Source organism: Egibacter rhizosphaerae (assembly GCF_004322855.1).
GTDB classification, from domain to species: Bacteria; Actinomycetota; Nitriliruptoria; order Euzebyales; family Egibacteraceae; genus Egibacter; species Egibacter rhizosphaerae.
Genome location: NZ_CP036402.1, coordinates 4010978 through 4036756, shown reverse-complemented (window position 1 = coordinate 4036756; position 25779 = coordinate 4010978). Strand labels below are relative to the sequence as shown.

The window sequence follows — 25779 nt, the reverse complement described above, 5'->3', positions numbered from 1 at the left end:
TCGCGCGCCCGCGGCGCAGCGCCGCGTGAGCCGCGCAAGTGAACGACGGAACGACCGAAAACGATCGACAGGGAGTCACTGTGACCGAGACCGCATCCCGCCCAGCACACGACGACTACAAGGTGGCCGACATCGGCCTCGCCGAGTGGGGACGGGCCGAGATCAAGATCGCCGAGACCGAGATGCCCGGTCTCATGGCGCTGCGTGAGCGTCACGCCGAGGACAAGCCGCTCACCGGCACCCGCATCGCCGGCTGTCTGCACATGACCATCCAGACGGCCGTGCTGATCGAGACGCTGCAGGCGCTCGGCGCCGAGGTCCGCTGGTCCTCGTGCAACATCTTCTCCACCCAGGACCAGGCGGCGGCGGCGGTCGCCGCGGCCGGGACCCCCGTCTTCGCCTGGAAGGGCGAGACCGAGGAGGAGTACGTCTGGTGCATCCGCCAGACCCTCGACTTCGGCGACGGCCGGGGGCCGAACATGCTCCTCGACGACGGCGGTGACCTCACCGCGCTCGTCCACGAGGAGTACCCGCACCTCCTCGAGGGGATCCGCGGGGTCAGCGAGGAGACCACCACCGGCGTGATGGAGCTCCACAACCTCGCTCGCGAGGGCAAGCTCGGCACCCCGGCGATCAACGTGAACGACTCCGTCACCAAGTCGAAGTTCGACAACCTCTACGGTTGCCGGGAGTCGCTGGTGGACGGGATCAAGCGGGCGACCGACTCGATGATCGCCGGCAAGAAGGCGGTCGTGATCGGCTACGGCGACGTCGGCAAGGGCTCCGCCCAGGCACTGTCCTCGCTCGGCGCGCAGGTGACCGTCACCGAGATCGACCCGATCTGCGCGCTCCAGGCCCTCATGGAGGGGTACCCGGTCAAGCTCCTCGAGGACGTGATCAGCGACGTCGACATCGTCGTGACCGCCTCGGGCTGCGACGACGTGGTCACGCTCGAGCACATCCTCGAGATGAAGGACCACGCGATCCTCTGCAACATCGGTCACTTCGACACCGAGATCCAGACCGCGAGGCTGCGCTCCTACGAGTGGGAGAACATCAAGCCGCAGGTCGACAAGGTGCACCTCCCGAACGGCCGCTCGATCATCCTGCTGAGCGAGGGCCGCCTGGTGAACCTCGGCAACGCGACGGGGCACCCCTCGTTCGTGATGAGCCAGTCGTTCACCAACCAGACGCTCGCCCAGATCGAGCTCTGGCACAACTCCGAGAAGTACGACAAGGACGTCTACGTCCTGCCGAAGCACCTCGACGAGGAGGTCGCGCGCCTGCACCTGGACAAGCTCGGCGCGAAGCTCACGACCCTCTCTCCGGCGCAGTCGAAGTATCTCGGCGTGCCGATCGAGGGCCCCTACAAGCGCGACGACTACCGCTACTAGCGGCTGCGGGAGGGCGGCCGGGTGGGACAGCCAGGAGCTCCCCGCCCGGTGGGCCAGCCGCTCCCCGCACCGCGTCACCGTCACCCGCAGCCGAAGGGAACCACCGTGCGCATCGCCGTCTCCGGATCGATCGCGACCGACTACCTGATGAGCTTCCCAGGACGCTTCACCGACCAGCTGGTCGCCGACCAGCTGGACCGGGTCTCGCTGTCGTTCCTGATCAGCGACCTCGAGATCCGGCGTGGAGGCGTCGCCGCGAACATCTCTTTCGGGATGGGACAGCTCGGCCTGTCGCCGCTGCTCGTGGGCGCCGTCGGCCGTGACTTCTTCAACGAGTACGAGCCGCACCTCGCTGCCCACGGCGTCGACACGTCGGCGGTACGGGTGTCCGAGCAGCAGCACACCGCGATGTTCCTCTGCACCACCGACGAGACCGAGCAGAACCAGATCGCCTCGTTCTATCCGGGCGCGATGAGCGAGGCCGCGCAGATCGACCTCGACGAGCTCGCCCGGTCGCACGGCGAGCCCGATCTCGTGGTCGTCTGCCCGAACGACCCCGGGGCGATGGCACGCCACACCCGCGAGGCCTTGGAGGCGGGTTGGCAGGTCGCGGCGGACCCGAGCCAGCAGCTCCCCCGCCTCGAGGGTGACGGGGTCCGTGAGCTCGTCGACGGGGCGACGTACCTGTTGTCGAACGACTACGAGGCCGCGCTCATCGAGGAGAAGAGCGGCTGGTCGACCGCCGAGGTCCTCAAGCGGGTCGACCTGCGAGTCACCACGTACGGGCCGCAGGGTTGCGTGATCCAGCGCGAGGGCGAGGAGCCGATCGAGGTCCCGGTCGTGCCGCCGCTGCCCGACGCGAAGCTCGAGCCCACCGGGGTGGGCGACGCCTTCCGCGCGGGCTTCCTCGCCGGCGTGGGCCAAGACCTCCCGCTTGAGCGGTCCGCGCAGATCGGCTCCCTCGTCGCCACGCTCACCCTCGAGTCGGTCGGGCCGCAGGAGTACCGGCTGCGCGGCAACGGCGCTCTCGATCGGTTCGCGCGGGCCTACGGCGACGATGCCGTGGCCGATGCGGAAGCGCTGCTCGGTGAGGACACGGCCCTGGCTGCCGGGGGCGACCGATGAGCGCCGAACCCGTGACCCGGACCCGTCCGGACCCGAAGATCGGCGAGCTGCTCGCTGCGGGGCCCACGTACTCGATCGAGCTCTTCCCCCCGAAGACCGACCAGGGCCGGGCCAACCTACAGGGAGCGCTCGAGGAACTGACCCCCTTCGGTCTCTCGTTCGTGTCCGTGACCTACGGGGCGGGGGGCTCGACCCAGGACCGGACGCAGACGATCGTCGACGACGCGGTCGGTGCGGGCTACACCACCATGCCCCACCTCACGTGCATCGGCTCGTCGCGGGCGCATCTGCGCGGGCTCCTCACCGGGTACCACCACAAGGGCCGGCGGAACGTGCTCGCTCTCCATGGCGACGCGCCGAAGGACAATCCCGAGCTCACCGACGTGGGTGAGTTGAAGCGCGCCTGGGAGCTGGTGGAGTTGGCCCGGGAGGTGGCCGACTTCTCGGTCGGTGCGGCCGCGCACCCCGAGGGCCATCCCGCCGCGCCCGACCGCGAGACCGACCGCAAGCACCAGGCGGCGAAGCTGCAACTCGCGGACTTCGGCGTGACGCAGTTCTTCTTCCGGGCCGAGGACTACCTCGCGTTCATCGAGGATCTCTCGGCGCTGGGGGTCGAGACGCCGATCATCCCCGGCATCATCCCGATCACCGACGCGAAGCAGGTGCAGAAGTTCGCGGCGATGTCCGGTGCCGAGGTGCCCGCGGAGCTCGCCACGCGCCTCGACACGGTCGCCGACGACCCGGACGAGGTCCGCCGGATCGGGGTCGACACCGCCACCGATCTGGCCAAGCGCCTGCTCGACGAGGGCGCCCCGGGCCTGCACCTGTACGCGCTCAACCGGGCGCAAGCCACCAGCGAGGTCCTGCGCAACCTCGGCCTCCCCCGGGAGGTGTAGCGCACAACCCGCCGTCGAGGCGGTCACGACCACCCCTGCGCGCGGCGCTCGTCTCCCCCGCGAGCGCCGCGCGCTATCTGTGTCACCCCCTGCGCGCGAATGTCGACATCAATGCGGCGCGAGATTTCGCACTGGATTGCCGCGGATGCCAGCGGGAGCCTTGCACCGTCCTGTCGAGGTCGATCGAGTGCGAGATGTTGCAACGGATCGACCTCGTCAGGCCGGTGCAACACCGCTGCGCGGTCAACGCGCGGATGGTCGGCCCCGAGTGCTCAGGTTCCCGGCAACGGCTCGTCCGGGTAGTTCTGCACGTGCTGGAACCCGAACCGCCCCTTCACGCAGAGGTGGCCCTGGGTGACCGAGTGATCGAGCGGTGAGTCCGCGCGCACGATCCGGTTGTCCTGCACCGTGAGCTCCAGCGAGCACCCCACCCCGCAGAACGAGCAGATGGTCTCGGTCGTGTGCTGGCGCTCGGGGGCCCACTCCCCCTGCTGACGCAGGTCCCACTCGCTCTTGGGGATCAACGCCCCAGTCGGGCACACACCGATGCAGTTCCCGCAGTAGACGCAGGCCGAATCGGGCAGCTCGACGTTGAACTCCGTCGAGATGCGCGCGTCGAACCCCCGGCCCGCGACGGCGATCGCGAAGGTGTTCTGCGCGTCCTCCCCGCACGCCTCCACGCACTTGTAGCACAGGATGCACTTCGAGTAGTCCCGGACGTACAACGAGTCCTGCACCTTGGCGGGCTGGGCGACGGTCGCGGCGGTCCACCCATCGGGCGGCTCGTGGTGGCCGGGACGCAGCGCATCCCGCTCACCCGGACCCGCGGGCGGCCTCGGGGGACCGTAGCGGTCGGGTTGCACGCCGTACTCGTCCATCCACCCCTTGATCTCGTCGCTCGCGAGCGAGAGGTCGACGGAGGAGGCCAGCAGCTCGAGCACCATCCTGCGGGACAGGCGGACCCGCTCGGAGTCGGTCCGCACGACCATCCCGTCCTCGACGGGGCGCGAGCAGGCCGGTGCGAGGGTGCGCTGCCCCTCGACCTCCACCACACAGACGCGGCAGGCATTGACCGGTGTCAGGTTCTCGAGGTAGCAGAGGGTCGGCGTGCCGGTGCCCTGCTCGCGTGCAGCCTCGAGCAGTGTCGAGCCCTCGGGCACCCGTACCTCGACCCCGTCGAGCTCGATCGTGACGAGCCGCCGTGGCAGACCGACCATCACCGCACTCATCAGCGTCCCCTCCCGGCGCCCTCGGACGTCTCACCCTCGGACGTCTCACCCTCGGACGTACCGCCCCCGGAGGAGGCGCCGCCTCCGTCTGAAGTACCGCCCCCGGACGTACCGCCCCCGGAGGACGCGAATGGCAGCAACCCCTGCGACAGTGCGGAGCGCAGCGCGCTCGGGGCGGTGTGCCCCAGCCCGCAGATCGACGCGTCGGCCATGACCTGCGCGACGTCGTCCAGGAGCTCCAGCTCGGCGGCGGGATCAGCACCGTCGGCGATCCGGGCCAGCGACTCCTCCTGACGGACCGTGCCGACCCGGCACGGCACGCACTGCCCGCACGACTCGTCGCGGAAGAAGGCCGCGACCCGCCCGAGCATGCCGAGCAGGTCGACCGACTCGTCGAACGCCATCACGACCCCCGAGCCCAGCGCCTGCCCGATGGCCTTGGTGCCCTCGAACGTCAGCGGCGTGTCGAGCTGGTCCGGACGCAGGAAGGTCCCGGCCGCACCTCCGAGCAGCACGGCCTGGAGACTTCGCTCCCCGGGGACGCCGCCGGCGAGGTCGAGCACCTCCCGCACCGTCGCACCGAACGTGACCTCGTAGAGGCCGGGGTGGCGCACCGACCCCGATACGCAGAACAGCTTCGTGCCGGTCGACTGGTCCGTGCCGATCGACGCGTAGCCGGGACCGCCGTCGGTGAGCACGTGGAGGCCGGCCACGAGGGTCTCGATGTTGTTGATCGCGGTCGGTTTGGCGAACAGGCCGACCTGGGTGGGGAACGGCGGCTTCTGCCGTGGCTCGCCGCGCTTGCCCTCGATCGACTCGAGCAGGGCGGTCTCCTCGCCGCAGATGTAGGCAGCGCCGCCCCGGCGGATCTCGAGGTCGAAGGCGAAGCCCTCCCCCATGACGTCCCGCCCCAGGAACCCCCGTTCCCGGGCCTGTTCGATCGCGTGCTCGAGCCGAGCGTGCGCGAGCGGATACTCGCCCCGCAGGTAGACGTAGCCGAGCTCGCTGCCGGTCACGAACCCGGCCAGGGTCATCGACTCGACGACCGCGAAGGGATCCTCCTCCATGAGCACGCGGTCCTTGAAGGTGCCCGGCTCGGACTCGTCGGCGTTCGCGACCACGTAGTGCGGGTGCTCGGGCGCGCTCGCCACCGCCTCCCACTTGATCCCCAACGGGAACGCCGCGCCCCCTCGTCCGGCGAGCGCCGAGTCCTTGACCTCGCGCAACGCGCCCCGCGGACCGAGCCCCACCGCGGTCCGCAGGGCCTGATAGCCCCCGGCCGCACGGTAGGCGTCGAGGTCGGTCGGGTCGACGCGGCCGACGCGGGCGAGGAACCGCAGTCCGACCTCGGGCCGGGGTGGGCCGTCCACGGCGACTTGCGGCACGCTCGCGATGACGGATGGCGCCGGCCGGTCCTCGCCGGCGAGCCCACGGGCCACCGTTTCGACGTCGGCCGGTGCACAGACCGCGTCGTCCTCCCCCGCGCGCTGCAGCCACACGGCCGGAGCCCGCTCGCAGAGCCCGAGACAGGGGCTGCGCTCCCACATCACACCGTCGGTCGGCGCCCCGTCGTCGACGTCGGCCCCGGAGGCGGCGGCCTCACCGTGGCGGACGTCGGACGGCGGGCCGGGCGGGCCGTAGGCCTCCTCCAGGTCGGCGATCAGGTCGTCCGCGCCGCCGGCCCTGCACGCGAGGTCCTCGCACACATGGGCGATGCGGGGTGGGCGCGGCGTGACCGAGAAGAGCGCGTAGAACGTCGCCACCCCGTAGGCCTCGGCCGGCGGCACGGTGAGCCGGCCGCAGATGTACTCGAGCGCCCCTTCGCTGACCCACCCGACCGCATCGTTGACCGCGTGCAGCGCGGGCAGCAGCAGGTGGCGTCGGGCGCGCGCGGCCTGCCCGGCGGTCGAGGTGCGCAGGTCGGCGGGACCCTGCCCGTTGCCCCCGTGCCCGTTGCCCCCGTGCCCGCTGCCCGCGTGCCCGTCACGGGCCGCGGTATCCGCATCGGGAACGATCGTGGGGATCCCGGCGAGCGTCGCGTCCTCCCACCGTGTCGTCGGCGGCCCCAGCAGCGCGTCGACGGCCTCCTTCTCCTCGGGCGTCGGCGTCGCCCCCCGCAGGTGCAGATCCAACCGCGTCTCCTTGCTCGCGTCCGGTGCCGACGCATCCGAGTGATCGGACGCCGGTCAGCGGGACCGTGCTCACATCGCCGCCACCCCGGGGACGGCGACCCGCTTCTCCACGCGGATCGCCGTGGCCTTGAACTCCGCGGTCCCCGACTTCGGGTCCCACGCATCGTTGGTGAGAACGTTGGTGTCGAGCTCGCTCGAGGTGTGCAGCGTCGCGAAAGCCAGCCCCGGGCGCAGCGTCGGGTCGAGCGCGACGGGTGCGTCGATCGCGCCGCGGCGGCTGGACACCCGCACGAGCTCGCCCTCCTCGACACCGAGGGCGGCCGCGTCCTCGGGCGAGAGCATCAGCGACTCGCGCCGCTTGCGCATCGGGCTGCGGTACCCACCGCTCTGCACCCCCGTGTTGTAGGCGTCGAGCCGGCGGCCGGTGGTGAGCCGGATCGGATACTCGGGCGTGAGCTCGTCGACCGGTGGCACGTGTGCGACGGGGGCGAAGGGGGCCGGTGCTCCCTCGCGCGGCTCCTCCCACAGTCGCGCGTGGAGGAACTGGGTGCCCGGATGCTCCTCGTGCGGGCAGGGCCACTGGATGCCGCCGAGCGCATCGAGACGGTCGTAGCGCATCCCCGCGTGCATGAGCGAGAGGCCGCGTAGCTCGTCCCAGACCTCCTCGGCGGTGGGCTTGCCCCAGTCGTGGCCGAGCTCGCGGGCCAGGTCGCAGAGGATCTCCAGATCCGACCGGGCCTCGCCAGGGGGATCGATGGCCTTGCGGATCCGCTGCACCCGTCGCTCGGAGTTCGTGACCGTCCCCTCGGACTCGCACCAGTCGGCTGCCGCCGGCAGGACGACGTCGGCGAGCTCCGCGGTCTTCGTGAGGAAGATGTCCTGCACGACCACGTGGTCCAGGCCGCGCAGGAGCGCACGGGCGTGCTCGACGTCCGCCTCGCTCTCGGCCGGGTTCTCCCCCAGCACGTACAGGGTGCGCAGGTCACCCCGCTCCATGGCCTCGAACATCTCGGACAGGTGCCAGCCCTTCTCGGCCGGCAGGCCCTCGACACCCCACGCCCGTTCGAACCTGGCGCGCGCATCGGCGTCGGTGACGTCCACGAAGCCGGGGAACTTGTTGGGGATCGCCCCCATGTCCCCGCCGCCCTGCACGTTGTTCTGGCCCCGCAGCGGGTTGAGACCCGACCCGTAGCGCCCCACGTGGCCCGTCAGCAGCCCGAGGTTGATGAGGGCCCGCACGTTGTCGACCGCGTTGTGGTGCTCGGTGATCCCGAGCGTCCAGCACAGGATCGCGCGGTCGGCCTTCGCGTACGCGTGGGCGAGATCGCGGATCGCCTCGGCCGGGACACCGGTCAGGCGCTCCCCCTCCTCGAGGGTGAACGGCTCGACCGCTTCCCGGTAGGCATCGAACCCGCTGGTGGCACGTTCGATGAACACCCGGTTCTCGAGGCCCTGCGCGAGGATCTCGCGGGCCATGGTGTGCGCGAGTGCGATGTCGGTGCCGACGTCGAGCCCCAGCCAGGTGTCGGCCCACGCCGCCGAGGTGGTGCGCCGCGGATCGATCACGGCGAGCCGGGCGCCCCTGTGGACCGCCTTCAGGACGTGGTGGAAGAAGATCGGGTGGGTCTCGCGTGCGTTGGAGCCCCAGAGGATCACGATGTCGGTCTCACCGACCTCCTCGTACGAGCTGGTGCCGCCCCCGGCACCGAAGACCGTCGCCAGACCGACGACGCTCGGCGCGTGTCAAGTGCGATTGCAGCTGTCGATGTTGCTCGTGCCGATCACCGAGCGCGCGAACTTCTGGGCCAGGAAGTTCACCTCGTTCGAGGCCTTCGAGCACGAGAAGAACCCGAACGAGGCGGGCCCGTGGGCCGCGGTCGTGTCACGGAACCCCGCCGCGGCACGGCCGAGGGCCTCCTCCCAGGTCGCGCGCCGCAACTCGCCGCTCTCGCGCACCAACGGGTGGGTCAGTCGCGTGTGTCGAGCCCCCATGTCGTCCTCCTCGCGCCCGTGGCGCGTCCCCGCGGCCGACCATGGTCGCCGCGGCGGGATCCTCGCGGTGCCGGACCCGGCCCGGCTGAACCCACGACGGCATCCCTCAGATGGCGTTCCCTCATGTGGAACGGTTGCGCTGTGCGCGTACCCAGTGTGTCACTGGGGGCAGTGTCCCGAAAGGACCCGGCGGGACCCTCGAGCCACGATCCCAGTGTGCCGGACGTGGAGGCCGCCAGGGGGAGGTCGGGCCGGGAATCCGCGTGGATCCCCGGCCCGGTCGTGCACACGACCCGCGTGGGTGGGTTACGCCTTGAGCATCCCGTGCGGGTCGATCACGAACTTCTTCGCCGCCCCACGGTCGAACTGCTGGTACCCCTCGGGCGCGTCGTCCAGCGAGATCACCTGGGCGTTCACGTTGCGCGCGATGGGCACCCGATCGGCGAGGATCGCCTTCATCAGCCCCCGGTTGTAACGCTTCACGGGGCACTGACCGGTCTGGAAGCGGTGCGACTTCGCCCAGCCGAGGCCCAGCCGGACGCGCAGGCTGCCGATCTGGGCCTCCTCGTCGACCCCGCCGGGGTCGCCGGTCACGTACAGGCCCGGGATGCCGAGACCCGCGCCGACCTTGGCCGCGTTCATGATGTCGTTGAGCACCGCGGCGGGCTGCTCGCCCGCGTCGGGCCCACTGCCCACGGCCTCGAAGCCCACCGCATCGACCGCGGCGTCCACCTCGGGTTCGCCCAGGATGTCCGCGATCTTCTCGTTGAGCTCGCCCGGCTCGGCCAGGTTGATCGTCTCGCACCCGAAGCTGCGTGCCTGGGCCAACCGCTCCTCGATCATGTCACCGACGATGACGACCGATGCCCCCAGCAGCTGCGCGCTGGTCGCCGCGGCCAGTCCGACCGGCCCGGCGCCGGCGACGTACACCGTCGATCCGGTGGTCACACCCGCGGTGTAGGCCCCGTGATAGCCGGTCGGCAGGATGTCCGACAGCATCGTGAGGTCCTTGATCTTCTCGAGGGCCTGGTCCCGGTCGGGGAACCTGAGGCAGTTGAAGTCGGCGAAGGGCACGAAGACGTAGTCCGCCTGCCCCCCGATCCATCCGCCCATGTCCACGTAGCCGTACGCGGCTCCGGGCCGCGCAGGGTTCACGTTGAGGCAGACACCGGTCTGGCGCTCGTCGCACTTCTCGCAGCGGCCGCAGGCGATGTTGAACGGCACGCTGACGATGTCGCCCTGGTTGAGGAAGAGCACGTCGTCGCCCATCTCGATCACCTCGCCGGTGATCTCGTGGCCGAGGGTCTGCCCCACGGGCGCGGTCGTGCGGCCGCGCACCATGTGCTGGTCGCTGCCGCAGATGTTGGTCGAGACCACTTTCAGGATCACGCCGTGCGGCGCCGAGCGCTTCACGCCCGTCCCCGTCACGACATCGTCCGGCAGTTCGAGCTTCGGATAGTCGATCGATTCCACCGAGACCTCGCCCGGCCCCTGGTACACCACTACTCGATTACCGGCCATGGCGTGCCATCCTTTCCTCGAGGGCCTCCCCCCTCCGCCCCTGCGGGTCGACGCGTCGCCGTCGAGCAGCGGGGCGCTGCAGCGGGGGTTCGCCGGGGGCGATGGGCCCGTTCGCAAGCTACGCGAAACGTTCATGGGACGGTAGGGGCCTCGATCGGAATCCCGCCATCCGTCAAGAATCGGGAACAGGAACGAATCCCTTTCACCATAGGGGGTCGTCCCTTCCCGCGATTGGCGCACCACCCCTGAGGTGAAGACCGGCCCTCCCGTGCGCAGGCCCGCTGCGGGCTCGAGGTGAGCGCCGCTGGGTTTGCCCCCCGCACAACTGCCACCGGTTCGGATGACGGGAGCGCCGCCGCGGCTCGCGAACGCAGACAAGCCGACGGCCGGCGACCTCGACGTCGAGGTCGCCGACCCCGTCCGTCGAGCGTGATGCCGGCGAATGGTCCCATGTGAACCCGTTACAACGCTATCCGGACAGCCCTCGACCGGGACACCGGCCCTTGACATATACACCGGCGCGCTTCAAGCCTTCTCAATGTACATCCTGCGGTCAGGGGATAAGATGGTAACTCAACGCTCTAGCACACTACGGTTTATGTTCGTGGTCGCCGTGATGCTGGGGATGCTGTTCGTTTGGCTAGCTGGTGCAGCGCACGCAGATTCATCGCTGGCCGGCCACGACGGGGACTGGGAGGACGAAGCAGACGCGTTCCTCGAAGAGTTGAAGCGTCTGGACTCGGGAGAGACGATAGACGTAGACGAATACGAGACGATTGGCGGATATGTTGAGTTCGACGATGCTGGTGAGTCGGACGAGGTATCCCCTCAGATGGTTTCATCGTGTGTCTGGCAGAACGTCCAGAACCCCATGCGTCCAGCGGCACGCCGGGCTCGATGGACGGCAAGGTTCGCTACCGGTGCTCAGCGTCTGTCACCGTGGAAGCCACCATGCGCCTGCAGAAACGCTATTCAGATGGGCGCATTGCAACGCTCTACTCCGATAACCATCCCCCTCGCCGGTAACCCCGGGACTGTGGAACACCCGCCAAGTCGTAGCTCCGTGTAAGCGCGGTACGTGGCGCACAGAGGCGAGACTCATGTTCACGTGGGGTTCGCAGTACCGGTTCGCGGCGCCAACGTCGGGGTGGTCACACAACCCCTGTAACCTCTGACCCTGCCGCGTGACCACCCGCGGGTGGTCACGCGGCCTGGGGCGTAAGGTTGCGTCTACCATCCGGAGGGCGATGATTCCCGTCGATCGCGGTGCAGCAGAGTGGCTACCACCGGTGGCGCCACTACCGGTCGAGCGTGGACGGCTGTATGTCGCGGACCTGATTCCTGCTGCGTACAGCGCCATCACAAGGCTGTTGCATCCGGCTCGATGGGCCTCCTCGGAGGAGCTGTGGGTTACGTGGGCAGAGGCTGCATCGGCCCTCGCGACGGATGTGAGCCCTCAAACGCGCTGGGGAGACATAGCGACCAAGCTTTCGAGCTCCGAGCGTCGAACGCTCGAACAGCCTCACGACGGTGGCCTCTCCCCACATGTAGCTGCGGCCCTGTCCGACGTATTGGAAGGTCACACCACCACGCCGCATGACTGCTACTTTGAGCTGTGGCCAGGGGAGGTGGGCGACGACCCGAAGGCACCGGGCCGAGTGTTCCGCGGACATATTGGGGAGGCCAGTACGTTCCATCCTTACGGCAGCGCGAATCGTTGGTGGCCCAAGGATCGGGCATGGCTCGTCCATTCTCCTCCTGATCTGTTCGAGAGCTACATCGCAAGTAGCGAGTCAACACAGCAAGCCTTGCGAGGTGACGACCGGTTCGAGTGCTTTCCGATCGACCGATCCCACCAACTCGACAATGGGTGACGGGGATGACGGAGCACGCGGACGACCGCGGGCTGCTGTTGTACGGCTGCTCGAGCAGACCGTGGTCAGCGGACCGGTGACCCGCGACCAGGCGCGCTACGGCTACTGGCGTGCGCCGGAGCTGCCCAGCCACGGCCACGGCGACCTCGACGTGCCCTACGTCGCCAGCCCCCGCCAGAATGACGCGCGGTTCGCCGGGGCCATCCGCGACGCGCTGGCCGCTCACCGGCGGCTGCGCGTGCGCACCACCACCGACTCGCTTGCCGCCCGCCAACACGCTGGTGTGCTACGACCCGACTTCGTGGTACGCAACCTGATCCGCCACATCACCAACATCTAGTGGTCCCATCGCCACAACTACCTCGCGCGAAGGGACTGCCCCCTTTCCCCATTGTTCTCACTCGGCAGCATCGTCCACCGGACGGGTGTCCCTCCCCGAACGAGGTGGACGACCGGCGACGCGACGGCGAGGATGGCCGGGCGCGACGCCTACGGGCTCCGGGAGCACCGAGTCGCGATACTTCCCCGAAGACCCAGTCCGGCGTCCGAGGACACGATCCCGCCATGAGCGACTACGACGATCCCGACCTCTTCGAGGACGACCGAGGGGCACCCGCCCGCGCACCCGCCGACGGACGCATCCTGTGGGGTCGAGTGGCCGTGCTGGCGGTCGTGCTGATCCTCGCGTTCGCCGTCGGCCGCTGGAGCGCGCCCGGGGACGACACCGATCGCATCGCCGAGCTCGAGGCCGAGAACGAGGCGCTCGAAGAGGACATCGAGCAACTCGAGGCGGAGATCGACGCGCTCGAGGCCGGAGGCACCGAGGACGCACCGGCGGATGACGAGGATGGTGGCGACGAGGCTGAGGATGGTGCCGATGACGGTGACGAGGCCACCGCGGCCGCCAACGACGGCGAGGACGGGGACGGGGGGAACGACAGTTCCGAGGAGGCCGACGACTCGGAGGATCAGGAGGGCTCGGACGAGTCCGATGACGTCACGTCCGGTGTCAGCCAGCACGACGTGCGGGAGGGCGACCACCTCTACGGCCTCGCCGAGAACTACTACGGCGACGGGGAGCGGTGGCGCGACATCGCGGAGGCGAACGACCTCACCAGCGAGGACGTCCTGAGGCCGGGCATGACCCTCGAGATCCCGGACGCCGAGGGACCCTGACGCCACTCTCTGGCTGCTGGGCGCGCGGGGCGGCGGCCGGAGTGAGTATCCTCGGTGAGACCAGCGGGTCCGCGGCCCGCGCCCGCACCCCGCTGACCCCGTGCACCCGAGTTCGCGCGGATTCCCCGTAGCCCGGCCCCAGGGCAGGTCCCGCGACGGCGGCCGGGTTGGAGCCGAGGTCGGTGCCGGCCTGCCGGCACCGAGCGAGGAAGGAGGTCGCCGATGAGTGCGACGACCACGAAGGTCACGGCCAAGGACGCGGTGAAGCGCATCGGGGACACGACCGAGCGGGCCTTGTCCTACGTGCAGGACCCCGACCCGCAGCTCTCCCGACTGCCCAAGAGCACCCGCGAATCGCTCGTCGCCGACCTCCCCCCCGTCACCGCCGGCGCGCTGCTCGGACCGGCCGCGCTGGCCCGCCATCTCGTCGCGTCGGCCGCGAGCGGCCGCTACCGGGATCTGTTCGCGCTCTGGGAGCTGTTCCGCACCCATCCCGACGAGTGCCGCCCGGTGCTGGCCGACCGACCGCAGGCACTCGAGAAGGCCCGCGCCCAGCTGCGCACCGCGGTCCGGCTCGGGCTCGTCGGTCAAGCGGACCGGGTGGCCGAGGACGTGCGTGCGGCGCAAGGGCTGATCTGGGAGTGGCTGCGCGAGAACCTGCAGGAACTCGCCGAGGTCGTCAGCCAGCGGCCGGTGGTCGCCTCCGCGGTGCTCGATCGAGAGCCGGACTTCCCGCTGCCTCTGCCCGACGAGCCGGACGCGCGCTGGCTCTCGGAGGCCGCAGAGGTCGCCGCGGACATCACCCTCCACCCGGAGGTCTCTCGCCGGCTCGCCGAGGGCGTGGACCGTCTGCCACCCACCGTTGCCACACTCATCCTCGTCGCGGACCGCTATCCCGACCGCGTCGACGTCCTGCTCGATCGTGTCGACCTGGACAGCCCCGAGATCGAGGCGACCCTCGCCTGGGCCCGCGACCACGGGCGCAGCGAGCGCCTGCACGCGCGGGTGCGCGAGCAGCTCGAGCGTGCGGCCCACCAGGATCGGGCGGAGGCGCTGGCCGTGTGGCGCCGGTGGCAGGAGCGGGGGGTCCCGCTCGAACTACCCGCCGCGGCGAAAGCGCCGACGCTGGACGGCCTCGACCTCACCCGCCCGGAGACCGCTTCGTTCATCGCGCTGCTGGCGGCCGAGGGCGTCGACCTGGCTCCCCAGGAGGCGCTCGAGAAGCTGGCCGGCGAGAACCGGCAGCGCGCCGAGAAGGCGTACGAGGCACTCGTCTGCGCGGATCTGCCGGTGGGGCTCCCCAAGGCGCTCGAGGGCAACCCGATCGTCAAGGAGGGCACCCGGTGCCCGCACTGCCTCGCCTGGACGTGGGTGCGGCCCGGACACGAAGCCCGTTGCCCGCAACAGGCGCGCGCCCAGCTCGACAGCACGCCCGGGGATGCCGCCACCGAGGCAGCGGCGAACGACGCGACGGCAGCACCCTCCGAGGTGTCCCCGACTGCTGCTGGTGACTCGGCCGACGGCCACCTCGGGGGCGATCCCACCGCCGACGCCGCCGACGCCGACGGCACCGGCTCGCCGGACGTGGATCAGCAGGCACCGGCCGCCACCCGCCAGGCGTGACGGAGACGCAGCAGGCGAGCGGTCACGCCGCCGCCACCTTCCCGACGCGAACCGCACGCACCCGGAGGTTCACGCTCGGGCGTCCGCGGAGCTTCGCCGTCGCGCCGGACGGGTCACGGGTCGTCTTCCTGCGTTCACAGGGCGGCACCGACCCCGTCCAGCGGCTCTGGGTGCTCGACGTCGCGTCGGGCCGGGAGCGGTGCGTCGCGGACCACCAGGGGCTCGTGGCGGGCGACGAGGAGGAGGGCCTCCCCCCGGAGGAACGCGCCCGCCGCGAGCGGGCACGTGAGCAGGCCGCGGGGATCGTGCGGTACGCCACGGACGCCCGGGTGGAACGTGCCGTGCTGCCGCTGGCGGGCGACGCCGTGCTGGTGGATCTCTCCGGCGACGATCCGCCGCGGTGGCTGCGGCTTCCGGGACCGATCGTCGACCCGCGGCTCGACCCGGCCGGCGAACGGGTCGCGTGGGTCCGCGACGGCGCGCTGTGGGTCGCCAGCATCGCGGACGGCCAGGCCGCCGAATTGGTCGGCGACGACGACCATGACGTGACGTGGGGGCTCGCGGAGTTCGTCGCCGCGGAGGAGATGGGACGCACCCGAGGATTCTGGTGGTCGCCCGAGGGCGATGCCCTCGCCGTGGCGCGCGTCGACGTGGCCCCGGTCAGCCGGTGGCACCTCGCCGATCCCGCCGACCCCGCGAGCGCACCGACGGTGGTCCGCTACCCCGCGGCCGGCACCGCCAATGCCGACGTCTCGCTCGCGATCGTCGACCTCGACGGCACCATCCGCGGGATCGACTGGGACCGCGACGAGCTCCCGTACCTCGCCGCCGTCCGCTGGAGTCGCAAGGGACCTCCGCTGGCCGTGCTGCAGTCCCGTGACCAGCAGCGGCTGGAGATCCACCGCCTCGACCCGCGGGGCGGGACCACCGAGGCGCTCGTCCAGCACGAGCACCAGCCGTGGGGCGAGCTCGTCGCCGGCGCGCCGCGGTGGTTGCCGGGCGAGCGCCTGCTGACCGTGGCGGAGGACATCCGGGCGGACGCTCGACGCTGCTGGGTGGACGGTCGCCCGGTGACCCCGGCATGGCTGCAGATCAGGTCGGTCGTGGACGCGGACGACACGGCCCTGCTCGTCACCGGGAGCGCCGACGACCCGAGCGAGATCGGCGTGTGGCGAGTGCCCATCGACCGGGACGAGCCCGCTCGGCTCGATCGGGGCGGCGGCGTCGCGCAGGCGAGCGGCACGGTCAGCGTGACCGTGCGCCAGGAGGCGCGGCTCGGGGACGCCGGGGTCACGACGGAGGTCCTGCCCGAGGAAGGGCCGCCGGTCGGGATCGCGGACCACGCCGAACACTCCGAGCTCGTCCCCAACGTCGAGATGTTGGAGCTCGGAGCCGAACGGCTGCGCGGCGCGCTGCTCCGACCGTCCGACCCGAGCGCCCACTTGGACCCGCAGGGACGTCTGCCGGTGCTCGTCGACCCCTACGGGGGACCCCACGCGCAGCGTGTGCTGCGCCGTCGCGACGCGTTCCTCGGCTCACAGTGGTTCGCCGAGCAGGGCTTCGCGGTCCTGGTGGTCGACGGCCGGGGCAGCCCGGGCCGCGGGCCGGCCTGGGAGCACGCCGTCGCGGGCGAGCTCGCCGCCGTCCCGCTCACCGATCAGATCGCCGGCCTCGACGCCGCCCTCGAAGCGCACGACGACCTCGACGGGAACCGGGTCGCGATCCGCGGCTGGTCGTTCGGGGGCTTCCTCGCCGCCCTCGCGGTGCTGCGCCGACCCGACCGCTTCCACGCCGCGATCGCCGGCGCCCCGGTCACGGAGTGGCGGCTCTACGACACGCACTACACGGAGCGCTACCTCGGCCATCCCGACACGGCTCCCGAGACGTACCGGCGGAACTCGCTCCTCGAGGACGCACACCGCCTGGCACGACCGCTGCTCCTGATCCACGGCCTCGCCGACGACAACGTGGTGGCCGCCCACACCCTGCAACTCTCCCGCGCGTTGCTGGAGCACGGCCGCAGCCACCGCGTGCTCCCGCTGTCCGGCGTGACGCACATGACACCGCAGGAGACGGTCACCGAGAACCTGCTCAAGCTGCAGTCGGAGTTCCTGCGCGAGAGCCTCCCCCGCCCCGCCGAGTAGCCGCTCGTCGGAACGCCCCGCAGGCGACCCGCCTCACCAGGGACGAGGGACGACCAGGGACGACCAGGGACAATGGCGGCTCCCGGGAGCCGCACCTAGGCTGCGGGCGGCCGAACAGCGGGGGACCGACGTGCAGTTGCGAGCCGAACACGTGTCGAAGGCCTTCGGGCCGGTGGCGGCCGTCACCGACGTCACGTTGACGATCGGACACGGGATCACGGGCCTGCTCGGGCCCAACGGCGCCGGGAAGACGACCTTCCTCTCGCTTGTGCTGGGCCTGCAGCGGCCCGACGCCGGCGAGTTGCAGGTCCTCGGGTTGCGACCGGAGGAGGCCGGGCCACACATCCGCGCGCGCCTGGGTTACGGCCCCGAGCACGATGCGTTCCCACCCGATGTCGGCGCCGAGGACTTCGTGCGGCATCTCGCGCGCCTGCACGGTCTGCCCCCGCGTGACGCGGCGGGTCGCGCCGCGGAGGCATTGCGGTGGACCGGGCTCGGCGAGGAGGTCCGACGACCGCTGGGCACGTTGTCCACCGGGCAGCGACAGCGCGTGATGCTCGCCCAGGCGGTCGTCCACGACCCCGAGCTGGTCCTGCTCGACGAGCCGACCAGTGGCCTCGATCCGTTGCAGCGCGACGAGATGCTCGACCTCATCCGTCGCGTGGGCACCGATCTCGGCCGCGACGTGGTTCTCTCGTCGCATCTGTTGCACGAGGTGGAGCGCGTCGCGGACGGGGTCGTCATCCTCGACGAGGGGCGGGTGGTGGCCGAGCATCGGCTCGACGGCGGGCACGCCGAGCACGACGAGTTGCTCCTCGAGGTCGAGGGCCCGGTCGACGCGCTGGTGCCGCACCTGCGCGAGGCGGGGCTACGGGTCACCGGCGAGGGTTCGTCCCGTCTCCTGGTGACCGCGGCCGATGACACGGCGGTCGACGCGGTGCGGGACGCCCTCGCGGACTGCGGCGTGGGGATTCGCCGACTGGAGCGGGTGCCGGTCGGGCTGCAGGAGCTCTACGCGGAGGCGGCGGGATGAGCCTCGACCCCGTCCAGCGAGCACGCATCCACGACACGGGCGTGCAAGCGTGGGAAGGTTCCCGTCGCGGTGTCGTGGCCGCAGTGTGGACGCTCGCCGTCCACACCGTGCAGCGGTTGCTCGGCCTGCGACGGCCGTTCCGCTCGAAGATCGTGCCGCTCGTGGTCCTCATCACCGCCTACGTGCCGGTCCTGGTCTTCATCGGGATCGCCGTCGTCACGCCCGAGGAACTCGCGCGGTTGTTCGTGATGGAGGGCCCCGCGCTCCTCGCCACGCTGCTCGCCGTCACCGTCCTGTTCGTCGCGGTCACCGGCCCCGAGACGCTGTGCCCCGATCGTCGTTCGGGCACCCTCGCCCTCTACCTCGCGTCGCCCCTGTCGCCGGCCACGTACCTCGCGGCCAAGGCCGCGGCGCTCGGCGTGGTGCTGCTGCTCGTGACCACGGGACCGCCGCTGCTGGTCGAACTCGGCTACGTCCTGCTCGGTCTCGGGCCCGACGGGGTCGGCGCGACGGTTGCCGGGCTCGTCCGTCCCGTCATCGCCGGCGTCGTGCTCAGCGCCTTCTACACGACTCTCGCGCTGGCCGGCAGCAGCCTCACCGACCGCCGGGCCTACGCGAGCGTCGCCCTCGCCGCGCTGATGCTGGGATCCAATGCCCTCGTCGAGATCGCCATCGAGCTGCTCGATGTCACCCCCTGGCTCGTGCTCATGGCCCTCCTCGACGGCCCGACCGAGCTCGCACACCGGATCTACGGGGAATCGGGCGACGCGCCGCAGGTCCCGACGGGCGCGGTCCTCGCCGCGGTCCTCGCCTGGATCGCCGCGTTCGGAGGGCTCACGTGGCTGCGCTACCGCCGCGGGGAGGTGACGCGATGAGCGCCGGGAGTGACGCGATGAGCGCCGGGAGTGATGCGATCAGCGCCGGGAGCGCCGCCGCGAGCCCCTCGGTGGCGGTCGAGCGCGTCTCGGCCCAGCTCGGTGACGTGGTCGCCCTATGGGACGTGTCCGCCCGCGTGGGTCCGGGGATCACGGCCCTTCTCGGGCCGAACGGTGCCGGCAAGACGACGTTGGTCCGCCTGGTGTGCGGGCTGCTGCCCGCCTCGCAGGGCACCGTCCGCGTGGGCGGCCGCGATCCACGCAGCGACCACGAGGCCCGTCGCGGACTCGGCTACGTTCCCGAGGCACAGGCACTCATCGACCGCCTCGACGCGCGCCGCTTCGTGCGCCTCGCCGCGATCCTCCACGGCCGGGCCGACGCCGACGCGGCCGCTGCGGCGGCGCTGGAGCAGGTCCTCCTCGACCCCGACGACCGGCGACCGCTGCGCACCTACTCGAAGGGCATGCGCCAACGGGTCAAGCTCGCCAACGCCCTGGTCCACGATCCGACGCTCCTGGTCCTCGACGAACCGCTCAACGGGCTCGACCCCACCCAGCGACACCACATGAGCGACCTCCTGCGCCGGCTCGGCGACGAGGGGCGGGCCGTGATCCTCTCGAGCCACGTGCTCGCCGAGGTCGAACCGCTCGCCGAGCGCGTGCTCGTGCTCAGCGCCGGCCGACTGGTCGCCGAGGGCGATCCGGCCGCCATCCGCGAACTCCTGGACGACCGCCCCCACCGCCTGCGGTTGGGCACCGACGAGCCGGCACGGCTCGGGGCGGCGCTGCTCGACGCGGGTCTGATCACCGGCGCACGGGTGCTGACGGCGACGAGCCTCCAGGTCGAGACGACGACGATCGGGGCGTTCCGCACTCGCGTGGCGACCACCGCGCGGGATCGGGGGCTGCGGCTGTCGGAGGTCGTGCCGCTCGACGACGACCTCGAGAGCGTGTTCCGCTACCTCGTCGACGGGGGCACGATGCGCACCCGGGAGTCGTTGTGATGGCCCTCACGGAGCTCTGGCGCACGTTCCTGCGCACGCAGCTCACCCGGGTCCGGCTCCTCGTGATCGTGACCGGTGGGATCGCGCTCGTCCTGCTCACCGCGACCATCGACGCGCGTGCCGCCGGGGACGTGCTCGAACCGCTGGGCCTCGGCCTGCTGGTGCCCCTCGTGACCCTGGTGATCGCGTCCTCGACCCTCGGCGACCTCGACCGGGACGGCGGGCTCGTCTACGTGTGGCTCCCCCCCGTGGCGCGCTGGAGGCTGGCCGCCGCTGCCTTCCTGGCCGTCGCCACGATCGTGGTGCCGGCCGCCGTCCTGCCTCTCACACTCGCCGGGCTCGTCGCCGGGCAGGGCCCCGCCGCGGCGGGCGCCGGGCTCGCGGCCGGGCTCGCGGCGCTCGCGTACGGCGCGGTGTTCCTGGGCCTCGGGCTACGCGTTCCCCGGGCACTGGTGGTCGGCCTCGTCTACGTCGTGCTGTGGGAGAGCGGGGCTGTCGCCGTCAGCGACACGCTCGGCCGCGTGTCCGTGCGGTGGTACGCGGCGGGACTCCTCGACCGATTCGTCGGGCTGCCCGACCCGACCGGGGCCCCGTCCGCGACCGGTCTGGGCCTCCTGGTCATCACCGCCGGCGGCTTCGCGGCCACCGTCTGGCTGCTGCGCCGACATCGGCTCACGTGATCACCGGGGCGAGCCGCTCCATCGCGACCCGGCGCCACACCCGCCCGCCCGAGGACGCACTCGCCGATGCGCCCTCCGGTGTGCACGCCGGGTGCGGTCGGGGGTAGGTTCGCGGGCGATGTATCGAGACGATGCCTGCGCGGTCTGCGGGGAATCGCTCCCGCCCGACCACTTCTACTGCCGCGAACACGCTGCCGGCGTCGACGACCGCCTGCACGAGGTCGGCCGGCTGCTGGCCCGCTTGGCCGACGACGTGCCCCGCCTGGCGGAGCGCTTGGCCGAGGTCGCCCCCGAGACCTGGGACTGGCTCGCCGACGAGGAGGAACGCGCCGCCGACGCCGACGACGAGGAGGTCGTCTGGCCACCCACCGCTCCCCTGCGACTGCGCGCGCATCACGACGAGGTGGAGGTGGTCGAGGACGACGAACCGGGAATGGTGCGCCTGAGCATCGCCTGCGATCTCGCCACGCTCCTCGAGGGCCTGGCCCGGGGCCTCGACGAGGGCCGCGCGCACCGGCTCGCCCGCGCGTGCGCCGAGGCCGAGGGCGGCAACGTCACGCACTGACGACAGCGCCGTGGCACCACCATGAGGAAAGGACCCAAGGCATGGAGTACCGCAAGCTCGGCCGCTGGGGCGTCAAGGTCTCGTCGGTCGGTCTCGGCTCATGGCTCACGTACGGGGGGACCGTCGAGGAGGACCAGTCGACGGCCTGCATCCAGCGCGCCTACGACCTCGGGGTGAACTTCTTCGACACCGCGAACGTCTACGCCCGCGGGCGCAGCGAGGAGGTCGTCGGCAAGGCGCTCGCGTCGATCCCGCGCGACCGGTACGTGCTCGCGACCAAGGTCTACTTCCCGATGGGCGATGGTCCCAACGACTCGGGCCTGTCCCGCAAGCACGTCACCGAGCAGCTGCACGCGAGCCTCAAGCGGCTCGGCACCGAGTACGTCGACCTGTACCAGTGCCACCGGTACGACACCGAGACCCCGCTCGAGGAGACCTGCGCGACCATGGCGGACCTGATCCGCCAGGGCAAGGTCCTGTACTGGGGCACGAGCGAGTGGTCCTCGGACCAGATCGCCCATGCGGTGTCGATCTGCCGCTCACAGGGGTGGCCCGAACCGGCCAGCAACCAGCCGCAGTACTCGGCGCTCTGGCGGCGCATCGAGGACCGGGTGCTGCCCACCTGCGAGGACCTGGGCATCGGCAACGTCGTGTGGTCGCCGCTGGCGATGGGAGTGCTGACCGGGAAGTACCGCTCGGTCGACGACGTGCCGTCCGACAGTCGAGCGGCCGGCGACGAGGCGAAGTTCATGCGGCACGTCCTCACGCAGCCGGCCCTCGACGCGGTCCAGGAAGCCGGGCACGTGGCCGAGCAGGCCGGGGTGAGTCTTTCGCAGCTGGCCCTGGCGTGGTGCCTGCGCCAGCCGGCGGTGTCGAGCGTCATCGTCGGCGCGACGAAGACCAGTCATGTCGACGACAACGTGGGGGCCAGCGGGCTCGAGGTCCCACGCGACGCGGTCGAGCGATTCGACGAGCTGCTCGCGCCGGTCGCGGCCAGCTGACCCAGGAGGACGCACAGATGGCGACAAGCGAGCAGATCGAGGGCGACCTGAAGGCCGCCATGAAGGCTCGGGACACCGAGACCGTGCAGACGCTGCGCAGCGTGCTGGCCGCGATCAAGAACCTGCGGGCGGAAGCCGGTCACGGGGCCGACGTGACCGAGGACGAGATCACCACGCTGGTCGAGAAGGAGGCCAAGCGCCGGCAGGAGGCGGCGGAGGCCTACGAGCAGGGTGACCGTCCGGAGCTCGCGGAGAAGGAGCGCCGCGAGCTGGCCATCCTCGAGCGCTACCTGCCGGAGCAGCTGTCCGAGGACGAGTTGCGGGCGATCGTCGACGAGACCATCGCCGAAGTCGGCGCGAGCGGCACCGGCGATCTCGGCGAGGTCATGCAGGCGGTCATGCCGAGGGTCAAGGGCCAGGCCGACGGCAAGCAGGTCAACGCCATGGTCCGCGAGCGCCTCGAGACATAGCGCGCCGCCGGACTCCAGTCCCGGCCAGTACGGGCGACGGGCGAGGCATGCGCGTCGTCCGAGCCGAGGCCGCGTAGGGACAGCGCGAGAGGGGGCAGGTCCGCGCTCAGGAGTCGCGGTCGCGCAGGTACCGCTCGAACTCAGCGGCGAGCTCGTCCCCGGAGACCTCCGGCTGGGGCAGCTCCCCGGGGTCGCGCTCCTCGGCGTCGTCCCCGTCGGAGCGCTCCTCGAGCTCGGAGACGTACCGGGCGAGATCGTCGTCGTCGTCGACGAGCCCGGCGATTTCCTCGCGCTGGGCGGAGGCCTCGTGGACGAGGTCGTCGAGCGGGAACTCCGCGCCGAGGAGGTCGGCGACGGCCTCGACGAGCGTCAGCGCACCCGCTGCGTACGCGGCTCCGGCCAGGTAGTGCGGCACCCCCGCCCAGAGGCTCACCGAGGGCAGACCGGCCTGACCGCACGCGTGGTTCAGCACACCGGTGATGCCGGTCGGACCCTCGTAGCCCGACCGGCGCAGTCCGATCCGCTCTGCCAGGTCGGGGTCGGTGGCGCTGCCGGACAGCGGTGTCGGCCGCGTGTGCGGGACGTCGACCTGCAGGGCCCCGAGGGTGACGACGAGTTCGACGTCGAGCCGTTCGGCGAGTTCGAGCACCCCGTTGGTGAAGGTCTTCCAACGCAGGTTCGGTTCGGTGCCCTCGAGCAACACGACGTCGCGATCGGTCCCGGGCAGGGCGGCCCACGCGAAGCGGTTCCGCGGCCAGTCCAACCTGCGCGACCCACCGGAGCCGTCGCTGATCGTGGGACGCGCGACCTGGAAGTCGAAGAACTCCTCGGGATCCACCTCCGCGAACGTTCGCGCGTCGATCTCACGGTCCATCGTCTCGAGCGCGCTCGTCGCACACTCGCCGGCATCGTTCCAGCCGGCGAACGCGGCGACGAGCACCGGCCGTCGCAGCAGCGGCGCTGGCTCGGCGTACTGGACGATCTCCACGTCTCGGCCTCCCTCCCTAGGGCCGTCCCGGCCGATGCGGTGCGAGCCCCTGCCCGGCACCGGTCGGCGGTGCCTCGCACCGGCTCAGCGCTCCCCTCACCCGGCCGACCGATCCAGGAAGTCGCGGAGCGCTGGGCGCACGATCTCCGCGCGAGTGAGCTGCACGTCGTGTCCACCGTAATTCACCACGAGTTCCTCGGAGAACGGGCTGCGCGTCCGCAGCTCCGCGTACTGTTGCACCGGCACCACCGGATCCCGGTCCCCGCGCACCAGCAACAACGGCGCTGCGAGCTTCTCGAGCGCGTCGAGGTCGACCTCCGCGTGGGTCACACCGCTCGAATCACGGTCCAGGACCTCGCGCCAGGCCTCGTCGCCCAGCGGCGCGTGCAACCGTGCCAGTGCGCGCGCCCAAGCCGGCCACTCGGTGGCCAAGCGGTCCGGGTCGAACCGCGCGCGCCACTCGTCGAGGCCCGGATGGTGAGCGGTCGCCACCCCGACGAGCGCCAGCGAGGCGAAGAGCTCGGGACGGCGCGCCGCCACGTGCAGCGCCGCGTGCCCACCCATGCTGAATCCGGCCACGTGCACGGGCGGGCCGATCCGCTCGAGGTAGCCCTCGACCGCGTCGGCCAGGAACCCGGCGCCGTACTCCGCCCTCGCGGGGAACGGCGAGTGCCCGTGCCCGGGCAGGTCGGGCAGGTGCACGCGGTAGTGCTCGGCGAGCGAGGGGACCTGCCGTGACCAGTGGTAGCGGCCGGTCCCGATCCCCCCGTGCAGGCAGACGAGGGGCGGCGCGTCCACGGGGCCCTCGAGCTCGGTGTGCAGCGGCGACGCCATGGTCGGAACCCTACCGCTCACGACCGCGCGACCGCCGATTGGCGCCCCCCGCGCCCGCGATGCAGTCTGGGAGCGGGGTCGCGGGGTGCGGCCCGTCAGCACGCGCCCTCGCGCGACATCGGAGGAATCCCTCGTGAAGGTCGGCATCGTCGGGCTGCCCAACGTGGGCAAGTCGACCCTGTTCAACGCCGTCTCCGCCGCCGGCGCGGAGGCGGCCAACTACCCGTTCGCCACGATCGAGCCGAACGTGGGCGTCGTCCCCCTGCCGGACCCGCGTCTCGACGAGCTCGCGCGCCTGGCCGGGTCGCGACGGGTGAGCCCCACGTCGGTCGAGTTCGTGGACATCGCCGGCCTGGTCCGGGGCGCCAGCCGTGGTGAGGGTCTCGGCAACCAGTTCCTCGGCCACATCCGCGAGGTGGACGCGGTCTGCCACGTGGTGCGCTGCTTCGACGACGACGAGGTGATGCACGTCGACGGCTCGATCGACCCTGTCAGGGACCTCGAGGTGGTCTCGACCGAGCTGCTGCTCAAGGACGTCGAGACGGTCGAGCGGGCCGCGGACCGAGCCGCTCGGGTGGCCCGCACCGGCGACCGGGTCGCCATCAGCCGGGCGGACCTCCTGCGTCGCCTGCAGACGCACCTCGAGGCGGGCGACCCGGCACGCACCTTCGACGACGAGGACACGCACCTCGTGTTCCGCGAGCTCGGGCTGCTCACCGCGAAGCCGGCGCTCTACGTCGCGAACGTGGCCGAGAGCGACCTGCCCGATGGCGACCCGGCCCACGTCGAGCCGGTGCGCGCCGCAGCCAAGGCGGAGGGCGCGGAGGTCGTCGTGCTGGCCGCCGAGACCGAGGCGCAACTCGCCGAACTCGCCGAGGCCGACCGCGAGGAACTGCTCGCCGACCTCGGCCTCGAGGCCTCCGGTCTGGCCCGCATGGTGAGGGCGAGCTACCGGCTGCTGGGGCTGCGGACGTTCTTCACGGCCGGCGAGAAGGAGGCGCGCGCATGGACGATCCCCGCCGGGGCGACCGCCCCCGAGGCTGCAGGGGTGATCCATTCGGACATGCAGCGAGGGTTCATCCGCGCGGAGGTCACCAGCTACGACGACTACGTGGGGCTCGGCGGGGAGGCCGGCGCGCGTGAAGCCGGCAAGCTCCGGGTCGAGGGCAAGGACTACGTCGTCCAGGACGGCGACGTCGTCCACGTCCGCTTCAACGTGTAGG

At 71.4% G+C, this 25779-nt stretch carries 21 protein-coding genes; 15 read left to right on the top strand and 6 right to left on the bottom strand.

Features of this window, described 5'->3' with window-relative positions:
* Positions 1 to 80: 80 nt before the first annotated feature.
* The 3 genes from ahcY (at position 81) to ER308_RS18505 (ending at position 3415) form a co-directional block, all read left to right on the top strand.
* Complete coding sequence (ahcY, locus tag ER308_RS18515; RefSeq protein WP_131156357.1) at positions 81 to 1394, top strand: adenosylhomocysteinase; 1314 nt, start codon at positions 81 to 83, stop codon at positions 1392 to 1394.
* Positions 1395 to 1499: 105 nt separating this feature from the next.
* Positions 1500 to 2519: a carbohydrate kinase family protein gene (locus tag ER308_RS18510; RefSeq protein ID WP_131156356.1), complete on the top strand. Its 1020-nt coding sequence runs from the start codon at positions 1500 to 1502 to the stop codon at positions 2517 to 2519.
* A complete protein-coding gene (locus ER308_RS18505; RefSeq protein WP_131156355.1) occupies positions 2516 to 3415 on the top strand; it encodes a methylenetetrahydrofolate reductase in 900 nt (299 codons plus the stop codon). Before ER308_RS18510 ends, ER308_RS18505 begins: the two co-directional genes overlap by 4 nt.
* Before the next feature lie 272 nt (positions 3416 to 3687).
* On the opposite strand, the gene ER308_RS18500 is transcribed toward ER308_RS18505, so the two are convergent.
* The 4 genes from ER308_RS18500 to fdhA all read right to left on the bottom strand — a co-directional run bounded on the left by ER308_RS18500 (position 3688) and on the right by fdhA (position 10289).
* Positions 3688 to 4644, bottom strand: coding sequence for a 2Fe-2S iron-sulfur cluster-binding protein (locus tag ER308_RS18500; RefSeq protein WP_205745725.1), 957 nt, complete (start codon positions 4642 to 4644; stop codon positions 3688 to 3690).
* Positions 4644 to 6776 (bottom strand): NADH-ubiquinone oxidoreductase-F iron-sulfur binding region domain-containing protein, encoded by a 2133-nt coding sequence (locus tag ER308_RS18495; RefSeq protein WP_131156353.1) that lies wholly within the window; start codon positions 6774 to 6776, stop codon positions 4644 to 4646. Before ER308_RS18495 ends, ER308_RS18500 begins: the two co-directional genes overlap by 1 nt.
* 69 nt (positions 6777 to 6845) lie before the next feature.
* Entirely contained in the window at positions 6846 to 8768 is a 1923-nt protein-coding gene (locus ER308_RS18490) for a molybdopterin oxidoreductase family protein (protein WP_131156352.1), read from the bottom strand.
* A gap of 306 nt (positions 8769 to 9074) precedes the next feature.
* Positions 9075 to 10289 carry a formaldehyde dehydrogenase, glutathione-independent gene (gene fdhA, locus ER308_RS18485; protein WP_131156351.1) on the bottom strand — a complete coding sequence of 405 codons (1215 nt, stop codon included), beginning with the start codon at positions 10287 to 10289 and terminating at the stop codon, positions 9075 to 9077.
* Positions 10290 to 12155: 1866 nt separating this feature from the next.
* Here fdhA and ER308_RS18480 point away from each other — a divergent pair.
* From ER308_RS18480 to ER308_RS18430, 11 genes are all read left to right on the top strand, one after another.
* The gene (locus ER308_RS18480; RefSeq protein ID WP_205745722.1) at positions 12156 to 12503 is read left to right on the top strand and encodes a hypothetical protein; all 348 of its coding nucleotides are present in this window, start codon (positions 12156 to 12158) and stop codon (positions 12501 to 12503) included.
* A 224-nt stretch (positions 12504 to 12727) separates the two neighbouring features.
* Positions 12728 to 13339: a LysM peptidoglycan-binding domain-containing protein gene (locus tag ER308_RS18475; protein ID WP_131156349.1), complete on the top strand. Its 612-nt coding sequence runs from the start codon at positions 12728 to 12730 to the stop codon at positions 13337 to 13339.
* Positions 13340 to 13561: 222 nt separating this feature from the next.
* Positions 13562 to 14962: a hypothetical protein gene (locus ER308_RS18470; RefSeq protein ID WP_131156348.1), complete on the top strand. Its 1401-nt coding sequence runs from the start codon at positions 13562 to 13564 to the stop codon at positions 14960 to 14962.
* Positions 14959 to 17106 carry a S9 family peptidase gene (locus tag ER308_RS18465; RefSeq protein ID WP_131156347.1) on the top strand — a complete coding sequence of 716 codons (2148 nt, stop codon included), beginning with the start codon at positions 14959 to 14961 and terminating at the stop codon, positions 17104 to 17106. The genes ER308_RS18470 and ER308_RS18465 overlap by 4 nt, the downstream gene beginning before the upstream one ends.
* Positions 17107 to 17236: 130 nt before the next feature.
* Positions 17237 to 18139, top strand: coding sequence for an ABC transporter ATP-binding protein (locus ER308_RS18460; protein ID WP_131156346.1), 903 nt, complete (start codon positions 17237 to 17239; stop codon positions 18137 to 18139).
* Positions 18136 to 19014 carry an ABC transporter permease subunit gene (locus ER308_RS18455; RefSeq protein WP_131156345.1) on the top strand — a complete coding sequence of 293 codons (879 nt, stop codon included), beginning with the start codon at positions 18136 to 18138 and terminating at the stop codon, positions 19012 to 19014. The genes ER308_RS18460 and ER308_RS18455 overlap by 4 nt, the downstream gene beginning before the upstream one ends.
* Positions 19011 to 20018: an ABC transporter ATP-binding protein gene (locus tag ER308_RS18450; protein WP_131156344.1), complete on the top strand. Its 1008-nt coding sequence runs from the start codon at positions 19011 to 19013 to the stop codon at positions 20016 to 20018. The genes ER308_RS18455 and ER308_RS18450 overlap by 4 nt, the downstream gene beginning before the upstream one ends.
* Positions 20018 to 20698, top strand: coding sequence for a hypothetical protein (locus ER308_RS18445; protein ID WP_131156343.1), 681 nt, complete (start codon positions 20018 to 20020; stop codon positions 20696 to 20698). Before ER308_RS18450 ends, ER308_RS18445 begins: the two co-directional genes overlap by 1 nt.
* 118 nt (positions 20699 to 20816) lie before the next feature.
* A complete protein-coding gene (locus tag ER308_RS18440; protein ID WP_131156342.1) occupies positions 20817 to 21263 on the top strand; it encodes a hypothetical protein in 447 nt (148 codons plus the stop codon).
* 41 nt (positions 21264 to 21304) lie between these two features.
* Positions 21305 to 22264, top strand: coding sequence for an aldo/keto reductase family protein (locus tag ER308_RS18435; RefSeq protein ID WP_131156341.1), 960 nt, complete (start codon positions 21305 to 21307; stop codon positions 22262 to 22264).
* 17 nt (positions 22265 to 22281) lie between these two features.
* Positions 22282 to 22734: a GatB/YqeY domain-containing protein gene (locus tag ER308_RS18430; protein WP_131156340.1), complete on the top strand. Its 453-nt coding sequence runs from the start codon at positions 22282 to 22284 to the stop codon at positions 22732 to 22734.
* A gap of 106 nt (positions 22735 to 22840) precedes the next feature.
* Here ER308_RS18430 and ER308_RS18425 read toward each other — a convergent pair whose 3' ends face one another.
* A complete protein-coding gene (locus ER308_RS18425) occupies positions 22841 to 23722 on the bottom strand; it encodes a PAC2 family protein (RefSeq protein WP_205745721.1) in 882 nt (293 codons plus the stop codon).
* 96 nt (positions 23723 to 23818) lie between these two features.
* Positions 23819 to 24556, bottom strand: a complete 738-nt coding sequence (locus tag ER308_RS18420) for an alpha/beta fold hydrolase (RefSeq protein ID WP_165492245.1) — start codon at positions 24554 to 24556, stop codon at positions 23819 to 23821.
* Positions 24557 to 24689: 133 nt separating this feature from the next.
* Between ER308_RS18420 and ychF the strand changes: the two genes are divergently transcribed.
* On the top strand, positions 24690 to 25778 hold the full coding sequence (gene ychF, locus ER308_RS18415) for a redox-regulated ATPase YchF (RefSeq protein ID WP_240731848.1): 1089 nt from the start codon (positions 24690 to 24692) through the stop codon (positions 25776 to 25778).
* Position 25779: the final 1 nt, after the last annotated feature.